At 29.4% G+C, this 3,959-nt stretch carries 2 protein-coding genes; one reads left to right on the top strand and one right to left on the bottom strand.

Going from position 1 to position 3,959, the window contains the following annotated elements; all coding sequences use genetic code 11:
- Positions 1–109: 109 nt before the first annotated feature.
- Positions 110–1,549 carry an NADP-dependent glyceraldehyde-3-phosphate dehydrogenase gene (locus tag ACP5FO_RS08480; protein WP_428157382.1) on the bottom strand — a complete coding sequence of 480 codons (1,440 nt, stop codon included), beginning with the start codon at positions 1,547–1,549 and terminating at the stop codon, positions 110–112.
- 669 nt (positions 1,550–2,218) lie between these two features.
- On the opposite strand from ACP5FO_RS08480, the gene ACP5FO_RS08475 reads away from it, so the two are divergent.
- On the top strand, positions 2,219–3,439 hold the full coding sequence (locus ACP5FO_RS08475; protein WP_428110824.1) for a D-alanyl-D-alanine carboxypeptidase family protein: 1,221 nt from the start codon (positions 2,219–2,221) through the stop codon (positions 3,437–3,439).
- Positions 3,440–3,959 lie beyond the last annotated feature (520 nt).

The raw sequence follows: 3,959 nt of genomic DNA, 5'->3' as shown, positions 1-3,959 counted from the left end.
GGAATAAGAAAATTAAAAAATTTGACTTGACAGATGAGATAGAGCTTACTTACCTGTAAGCTCTACCATAACAATAACAGTATAAAAATTTTTTCATATATTACCTTAGCTACAATATAAATTCTGTTGATAAAAATTTAGATTCTCTATTTTTTACAATATTCCTTATAATATTTTTATTACTATCACAAGATTTTGCAGCAACCATTGTTCTAATTGAAAATGCTCTAAGTGCATCGAAGACAGATAGAGTTCCTTCTGCAGAATCCTTTCTTCCTGTAAAAGGAAAAACATCAGGTCCTCTTTGGCACTGAGAGTTAATATTAATGCGAGAAACTTGATTTGATAGAGCATCAATTATATATGCTATATCTTCCGTATTATATCCAAATATGCTTGCTTGTTGACCATAATTCGAATTAGTAATATATAATATAGGTTCTTCTAAATTATTAAAAGAAGTTATCGGTATTATTGGACCAAACTGTTCTTCTGTCCAAATACGCATATCTTTATTTACTGGATATAAAATAGTTGGGTAAAAAAAGTTATAAGCATTTAAACCTCCATTATTATTAATGATTCTAGCACCATTATTTTTAGCGTCTTCAATGATTTCTAAAAAATATTTTAATCGATTTTCATCTGGAATAGGAGTAATCTTAATACCTTTTATCCATGACATTCCTATTTTTATATTATCAACAGCTGTAGCAAATTTTTCTAAAAATTTATTTTTAATTGAATCATGAACAAAGATCATTTTAATAGCAGTGCATCTTTGTCCGTTGAAAGAAAGGGTACCTTCAATGCATTCATTAATTGTTAAATCTAAATCAGCATCTTTTAAGATAATTGCTGGATTTTTTGCATCCATGCCTAAAACGCATCTTAGACGATGTGGTATAGGATGTTGCTGTCGTATAAGGTCTGCTGATCTACTTGACCCCACAAAAGCCAAAACATTAACATTACCAGTTCTCATAATTGGAGGAATAATATCTGAACCCCTACCAAATATTATGTTAACTACTCCTGGTGGAAAAGATTCTTGAAACGCTTTTAGTAAGTACTTATATAATAAAACCCCATATCTTGGAGGTTTTACTATTGTTGTATTACCCATAATAATTGCTGGTATTAAGGTAGTAAAAGTTTCATTGAGTGGATAATTATAAGGCCCCATTGATAAAACTACACCCAAAGGCGATCTTCTTATTTGAGCTATATAATTATCAACTATAGAAAATTTTGACGAATTTCTATCTAATTCAATTACTTCATTTATCGTATCAATTATATATTTAATAGTTCTATCAAATTCTTTAACCGAATCATCGTATGATTTTCCAATTTCCCACATTAAAGAAATTACTACATTATCTTTTTGCTCATTCATTTTGTCAATAAATTTTTTTACATGCAAAACCCTCTCTTCTGTAGTCATACTAGGCCATTCTCCCCTTCCATTAGAATATGCTTCCATAGCAGCTTTCAATGCTTCTAAGGCAATTTCTTCATTTTGAAGTGGATACTCTCCTATTTCCATTGGCATTATACTATTTTCTTTGTTATCCATTATATTTATTGGAGATAAAACTTTTTGAAATTGACCATGCCATTCTATTATCTCTCCATTTACCAGGTATTGGTGCAAAATAATTTTGTCTAATATAAACTCTTTTGGAATCTCTCCTTTCTGAAAAATTAAAGATTTAAAATCGTACATCTTAACCTCCAAATACTATTCAAGATTTTTTTGATTTTATCTAAAACATCAAATACTTTTAACTAAACTTTAAATAACCTGTACCTCTTTGTCAAGTCTATTTTTTTAACTTTCTTATTCCTCATTTATTCAGCCACTTCTATACCAACCATGTAGACACTTATGGATATTTTATAGCTTTTTCTCTTAAAACTCATTTAAGCGTAATTTTTAAATTTTAAGTTTTTAAAATAAAACCAAATACATTTTAAATCATTAACAGAATTTTTGGAAGGAATAAAAATTCCAAAAATTCTGTATTGATTCAGGGGAACATTATACAGGCAATTAACATTTTTTACACAAAAAATTAACTTCTTTTCAACTTAAATACACATATACTTATCAAAGAATATTAAAGAGGTTGTATGCCAATAATGATAAAGTATCATACTATTAAGATAAAATAATATAAAAAGTCAAAGGTTAACTCAAAGTGTAGGAGGTTTTGTGATAACAAAAAAACGAAAACTTAGAATAGGCTGGCTTCTTGTATTGGTTATATGCATAGCTTTAATTTATAGTGCATACAAGATGCTAAACCTGAGCACTAAAAATAAAGTCACTCTAACTATCCCTGTAACTTATAAAGTAGCTGGCAAATTAAAAATCAATTGGCCATACAATAGTGAAGGCAATATTCTAATTTATCACTATGGCATATTATCTAAAACTTCAAACCAACAGCCAATGCCTATAGCAAGCGTTACTAAAATAATGACGGCCTATTTAGTACTCAAAGACCATCCTTTATATATTGGCCAAAATGGCCCCATAATAAACATAAGCTCAAACGATGTAAGAATCTACAAAAAGGATAAAGCCAATCAACAGTCTGTTTTAAAAATAGCAAAAGGTGAAAAATTGTCAGAAAAAGAGCTTTTAGAGGGCTTATTGCTGCCTTCTGGAAACGATTGTGCAACAATTCTAGCTAAGTGGGATAGTGGCAGCGTAAAATCGTTTGTAGCAAAAATGAACAAAATGGCAAAGTTGATTGGCATGAATCATACACACTACGCAGATCCTGCTGGTGTAAAATTAGATACACAAAGTACATCAAGCGACCAAATTAAATTAGCCAAAAAGGCCATGGAAATTCCTGTTTTTAGGTACTTAGTATCAAAAGCCCAAGCTGTACTACCCGTTGCGGGCATTGTTTATAATGTAAATTACGATTTAGGAAAAGATAATATAGTAGGCATAAAAACTGGTTCTATGCCACAATCTGGTGGCGATTTTGTGTTTGCCGCAAAAAAAATGGTTGGATTTCAAAGAATTTTAATAATAGGTGATTTACTTGGCGAATATGGCAAACAACCACTGATGGATGCTCTTAACTCTTCTATAAAAATTATAAACCAGGCGAGAAAAAATTTGGAATTAAAAAAGATTTTTAGCAAAAATCAGATTATAGGATACATGTATTATGATTGGTCAAAACCTATAGGTCTAAAGCTTAAAAAGTCATTTTACGCAATTTTGTGGCCTGGTGAAAAGCTAAAAATACATTACAAAACTTTAAAATCTAAATTACCTTTTGCAAAAGGACAGGTGGTTGGCTACTTGGATATAACAAACAAATCTTTCAAAAAACAAATTCCGGTTTTTGTTAATTCTTTAGTTCAAAAACCTACATTAGAACAACGCTTAAATAATGTATTTAGAATTTAAAGGTTAAACAATGTACTTAACTGGTTTGATTCCGTCTATTATTTGTATTGCAATTAGCCTAATAATGGCAATCTTTTTAGTTTAAGCATTTAGTATAAAAGAATTCAGGTTTGTATGGCAGGATTTATTTTATTTATGTTCATAAGTTGCATAATAGGCACACTTATAACAAGCATAATAATTTACTTAATCTATAAATCAATAATTATACTAAAAAGACCCATGACGAAAATAATACATATACTGTTGTTCAAAATTAAAAAAATCAAAAGCATATTAAACTGCAAAATTTCTTGTCGAAAAACTAAAACTTCTCACTAGAAATTGATAGGTTAAAATTAACTTTTTTGTCAATTAAATTAAAATTTATAAAAACATTTTCAAATAAATGATCTATAATTAACAACCTAAAAAATCGGTGTTTGCGGGTGGTCCTAAAATTTTACGATTAAGTTTATTTTTTAACCTGCATTCCCGCTTCATTGTAACGAGATAGGTGGTTTTACACCCAGCATCTCAT

The sequence above is a fragment of the Desulfurella sp. genome (assembly GCF_049977265.1).
Lineage (GTDB): Bacteria > Campylobacterota_A > Desulfurellia > Desulfurellales > Desulfurellaceae > Desulfurella.
This window is presented reverse-complemented; position numbering and strand designations above follow the sequence as displayed.